The 5627-nt window shown below is 45.2% G+C and carries 4 protein-coding genes; all 4 read left to right on the forward strand.

Annotated features, from left to right (window positions below; all coding sequences use genetic code 11):
• Positions 1-269, forward strand: a 269-nt coding sequence (locus F4Y39_09145; GenBank protein MYC13874.1) for an FtsX-like permease family protein, incomplete at its 5' end; no start/stop codon positions are given.
• Positions 270-283: 14 nt separating this feature from the next.
• Complete coding sequence (locus F4Y39_09150) at positions 284-2761, forward strand: FtsX-like permease family protein (protein MYC13875.1); 2478 nt, start codon at positions 284-286, stop codon at positions 2759-2761.
• Between the two features lie 31 nt (positions 2762-2792).
• Entirely contained in the window at positions 2793-5195 is a 2403-nt protein-coding gene (locus tag F4Y39_09155; protein ID MYC13876.1) for an FtsX-like permease family protein, read from the forward strand.
• A gap of 3 nt (positions 5196-5198) precedes the next feature.
• On the forward strand, positions 5199-5609 hold the full coding sequence (locus tag F4Y39_09160) for a hypothetical protein (protein MYC13877.1): 411 nt from the start codon (positions 5199-5201) through the stop codon (positions 5607-5609).
• Positions 5610-5627 lie beyond the last annotated feature (18 nt).

Consider the following 5627-nt stretch of genomic DNA (forward strand, 5'->3'; position numbering starts at 1 on the left):
AAGTCCTTGGGGCATCATCTGGCGATATTTTGGGTCTTCTATTGAAGGAATTTGCAGTACTCATCATCATTGCAAGTTTGCTGGCATGGCCTGCCGCATATCTCTTCACCCGGTCATGGCTAGATCGTTTTGCCTACCGAATCGACCTGGATCCAGGCATATTTCTCGCCGGAAGCCTGCTGGTACTTGTGATCGCATTTTGCACCATCAGCTTTCAGGCCATCCGCGCTGCACGCGCCAATCCGGTTGACGCGCTGCGTTATGAGTGATCGGAGATCGCTTCATGCTGAAGAACTATATCGCAGTCTTGGTTCGGTATATGCTGAAAAACAAGCAATATGTTGTATTGAATATCGCGGGACTTGCCATAGGAATGACCACTGTGATGCTTATCGCGCTCTTTGTCCAGCATGAGTTTAGTTATGACCGCTCTCACAAAGATTCTCATCTGCTCTACCGCGTCTTACGAGAGACGCGATCCGAACAGGGTCAATCCACATACTCAGAGCGACTGTCTGGCGCACTTGGCCTGGTTATTCGGGAAGAAATGCCGGAAGTAAATCAAGTAGTCCGTCTGCATCGCCGTGACGCCTGGATAAAATATCAAGACAGGGTGTTTGAGCAGATCTTATGTCTGGCCGATGAAGGGCTTCTGGAGACATTTCACTTTCCCATCCATACCGGAGGGCCAGCCCAGCGAGTGCTCAGGGAACCGGGATCAATCCTGGTAACGCAATCCGCAGCTCAAAGATTCTTTGGAAGCGAGAACCCCATCGGTCAGGTCCTTTCAGTAGAAAACTACTTATTCGGAGGGGAATACCGTGTGGCAGGTGTTCTGAAGGATATCCCGAATACATCTACGATCTTTTTTGATTTTCTCGTCTCTCCGGAGAGTCTGAGGAATGAATTCAGATACTGGGACACATGGCTTCCACGGGGAGCCGCTCGTGTTGAGATCTATTTGCGCCTTTCCGAAACCGCCTCTTTGAAGAGCCTTGAAGCAAAGCTGAATGACGCAATGCTGAGACATATGGGCGAGGAGATTGCGAGGACCAATGCCTATCATCTTCAGCGTGTGACCGACATTTATCTGCTTTCGGGAGACCGATTCGGCATTCTCAAACAGACATTCAGCTATATCATCAAGCGGCCGTATGGGAGCCTGGGAACCGTGGAGCAAGCCTCGCTCATCGGAGTCCTTATTCTCGTCATTGCCGCAATGAATTTTGTGAATCTATCTACAGCCCTGTCGATCAGCCGAAACAGAGAGGTCGCACTGCGAAAGGTTGTAGGAGCAACCCGGGGCCAACTGATCAGGCAATTCTTAGGGGAGTCCCTGCTGCTGTCCCTGCTTGCGCTACTGGTCGCCTTTGTTCTAACTGTGCTCACGCTACCTATATTCCGATCCTTTATCGACCGACCTCTGTTCATCAGTTCAGGAGACTTCCCCTCGATTGCAGTTTCGTCACTCGGACTGGCTTTGATTGTCGGCCTTACGGCGGGACTCTATCCGGCCATTTTCCTTTCTGGTTTCCAACCGGCGAGTACCCTCAAGGGCGTCCCTCAGCTTGGATCGAGCAAAAGAGGCCGACTTCGAAAAGTGCTGGTCATTCTTCAGTTCTCAATATCCAGCATTCTGATTGTGGGCACCCTGGTGATATCCAGCCAGCTATCTTTTATCCGCACGCAATTTGGGTTTAATAGAGACCATATTGTCCTGCTGCCAATTTTCCAGGTAGCCGGTAGCGTCGAAGAGCTTGGACCACTCGGAACCCAGTTAAAAAAACGGTTTCAGACGATAAAGCAGGGCTTCCTCGAGCACCCCAATGTTCTGAAGGCCTCAACGTCGCGATTTTATCTACAGGACTGGTCAGCACACTATAAATTCAGAACGCCAGAGATGGCTGAATTTTTGGAGATGCGGACATTTCCAGTGGATGAGGATTTTTTCGATCTGTATGAGATTCCGTTCGTAGATGGGAAGACGTTCCCAAGGGAGTACACGGCCATCGCACATCGAGAACGAATCAGGACTGGACAAGAGGAGTACTTCATTCTCAACGAAGCCGCCGTAAAGCGTCTGGGATTGACTCATCCCGTCGGACAGTCATTTGAATGGGCAGGACGAACGAGAGGAACGATCATCGGCGTTGTGAAAAATTTTCATTTACGCACGCTTCATGAGGAAATTGAGCCAGCCGTGTTCACAACAGAACACTGGAATATGAAAATCCTGCATCTGAAGATCGCATCAGAGGGTGTGCCCGAAACCCTGGAATTCCTCAAAGAAACCTGGCATCGTTTTCTCCCTCAGCGTCCGTTCGACTACGAATTCCTCGATGCGCGTTTGGATTTCTACTATAGAGAAGAAATACGACTGGGCCAGATCTTCGGTACATTTTCTTTAATCGCCATCTTCGTTGCTTGTTTAGGACTCGTCGGTCTCTCATCCTTCATGATTCAACTTCGAACCCGAGAGATCGGCGTACGAAAGGTCTTGGGCGCCTCTGTATCAAACATCGCACTATTGCTCTTCAGCGAGTTTTCGAAGTTGGTCATCGCTTCAAATCTCATTGCTTTGCCGATCGCATTCTATCTCCTGGGCCGCTGGCTCGAGAGCTTTCCTTACCGGATTCAATTGGGCATAGAGCCATTTCTTTTAAGCGGAATTATTACGATCGTCGCTTCTCTCACAACAATCAGTTTCCATGCTTTCAGAGCGGCGACAACCAATCCAATAAACGCATTGCGGACAGAATAGATAGTATCAAAGAGGATAAGGAGGCAGACTCGTGTTATTCAACAATTTTCATATTAAGATTGCGATTCGCAACTTTATGAGGCAAAAGTATTATACCCTCATAAATATTTTGGGCCTTGCTATGGGTCTAACCTGCTGTCTTCTGATATATCTTTTTGTCCAAGATGAATTGAGCTGTGATCAGCATCATGCCAAGTATGATGAAATTTATAGAGTTATTCGAGAAATTCGCACGCCTGGTGTTGGGAATGAATATACTGATCTTACGCCTGGAGAATTAGCTCCGAGTTTGGAAGCCAATTTTCCAGAAGTGGAATATGCGATTCGCACTTATTTTCGAGAAAGTGATGCCTGGATTCGCTACAAAGACAAAATTTATCGGCAGCGATTTTGTGTAACAGACCCAGACATTTTTAATGTATTTACTCTCACTTTAGTCCATGGCGATCCTGAAACCGTTTTTGATGAACTTAATTCTGTCATTATTACCCAATCTATTGCGCGTAAATATTTCGGTGATGAGAATCCGATTGGCAAAACCATTGTCGTTGAGGACCAACGCAAAGTTGGTGGCGATTATATCATAACAGGCGTGCTGAAAGACTCGCCTGCCAATACGCATTTGCCAATTGAATTTTTAACTACGACAATTAGAACAGAATTTGTGAAATCAATATGGGACTCCAGCAGGTTAAATAGCACCTGGTCGGGACGAATACAGACATATGTTTTACTGGGAAAGGGACAAGAATCAACAGAATTAGAACAAAAAATTGAATCTCTTGTCGCTAAAGAAGCAGGGGATCAGCCCGTTCGCGTGTCATATCACTTACAGCCTCTATCGCGTGTACATTTGTATTCCAAAGCCGATTATGGAATCTTCGGAACAGGTGATATAACTCATATTATGCTCTTTTCAACTATTTCGATCTTTATTTTACTCATTGGCTGTATCAATTTTATGAACCTCTCTACTGCGCGCTCTGCCTATCGCGCACATGAAGTGAGTATGCGTAAAATTGTCGGCGCTCAGAGGTATCAACTCATTCTACACTTTCTATGTGAGTCAGTATTTCTTTCGATAATAGCGTCAATTCTTGCGCTTAGCTGTGTAGAGATGGCACTCCCTTATGCTAATGCCTTTACCGGCAAACACATAATTCTCAATCAATTAGATGTTTTCTTAACAATATGTGTGGCTCTTGGCGTTGGAATGCTCGCTGGAAGCTACCCTGCCTTTTTTCTTTCAGCTTTTCAGCCCATTCAGTCTTTGCAAAGACGATCAAAAACCGATTCAAGAGGAATCGCTCTCCGAAAAATCCTCGTGGTTTTTCAGTTTGGTATCTCCATTGTTCTCGTCATCGGAATATTGACCATCTACAATCAATTGAAATATGTCCAAAATAAAAATCTGGGCTTTGATAAGGACCTCATAATCACAATGCACCTGTTCTATGAGAACTACGATCTCATACCGCAATACGAAACAGTCAAACAAGCATTCCGCGCTCATTCTAATATTATTGCTGCATCTGCATCTGAAGCCATACCGAGCATTCCTTATAACTCTTCACTGATTCTTCCCGAGGACAATTCCCAAAGCAATTTGCGTATGCGAAGGCTGTGTGTAGATGAAGACTATATAGATGTCTATGGTGTGGAGATTATTTCCGGTCAGCCTTTATCGCCTATAGCGGTTTCAGACAACGCTCAATTTGAGTTTCTTATTAATGAGACCGCTGTAAAGCAACTGGGTTGGGATGCCCCTATCGGGAAGCAACTCAAATTGGGATGGCGCGGTTATCAAGGCACCGTGGTTGGTGTTATCAAAGACTATAACTTCGAGTCTTTATATGAAAAAATTGAGCCCCTATTCCTTATCAAGGAACCGACGAGTTTTCGGTGGCTCTCGCTGAGAATTCGTCCTCAAAACATACCAGAAACGCTATCCTTCATCGAATCAACCTGGGAACGGTTTTTACCAAACCGTCCTTTCCAATTTAGTTTCTTAGATGAACGTCTAAATCAGCTTTATCTTTCTGAGATGCGGCTATCCCAACTTTTGCATTTCTTTTTTGCCTTAGCACTCGTTATTTCATGTCTTGGACTATTGGGACTTTCCGCCTTTGCCGCCGAACAGCGCACTAAAGAAATAGGTATTCGAAAAGTATTAGGTGCTTCGGTATTTTCTGTGACCAGTCTCCTTTCGACAGAATATCTAAAACTATTGGTAATAGCTACACTTTTGGCCTGGCCAGTTGCCTTTTATGTGATGAACGACTGGCTACAAGAGTTTGCATATCGCGACAATTTGAAATTAGAGACCTTTATTGCAGGAAGCGGTGTTGTAATTGCCATTGCTCTAATTACCGTCGTCTATCAATCATTGCGGGCGGCTTATCTCAATCCTGTTGACGCATTGAAGTCCGAATGATTCATGCGTCGCGAGTTAAAATTACTGGCCTTTTCTCAAAACGCGAAGGGTGCGTTCGAGTATAGGAAAACTATGTCATCGCTCTGGCCCATATATTACAGGATATATGAAAAATTCATCCGTAATGATGTGATTTTCTATCAGATATTCAAAGACCACGGATTATTGGGAGGCGTATCTTCACTGCTCTCAATAGGAAGTGGCGAAGGAAAATTGGAGATCCAATTAGCCAAAGAATTAGGAATCAAGTTGGGCTATATAGATTTATCCGAATTCGCGAGCCGGATCTTTAACGCCCAGGCTGAAGCGAATGATGTCGAACACCTTATCATAGAACGGCATTATGATACTCTCCAAACATTTGAATCTCAATATCATGGACTTGACCCGTTTTGGTGGGTACCTTATCAGTAATCAGAAAGGAGCCCCACT

The organism is Gemmatimonadota bacterium, from assembly GCA_009838845.1.
GTDB lineage: Bacteria > Latescibacterota > UBA2968 > UBA2968 > UBA2968 > VXRD01.

What these genes read in the sequence shown, in the direction of transcription:
- F4Y39_09150 (MYC13875.1), top strand. Translation starts at nt 284, where the DNA reads ATGCTGAAGAACTATATCGCAGTCTTGGTTCGGTATATGCTGAAAAAC.
- F4Y39_09160 (MYC13877.1), top strand. Translation starts at nt 5,199, where the DNA reads ATGCGTCGCGAGTTAAAATTACTGGCCTTTTCTCAAAACGCGAAGGGT.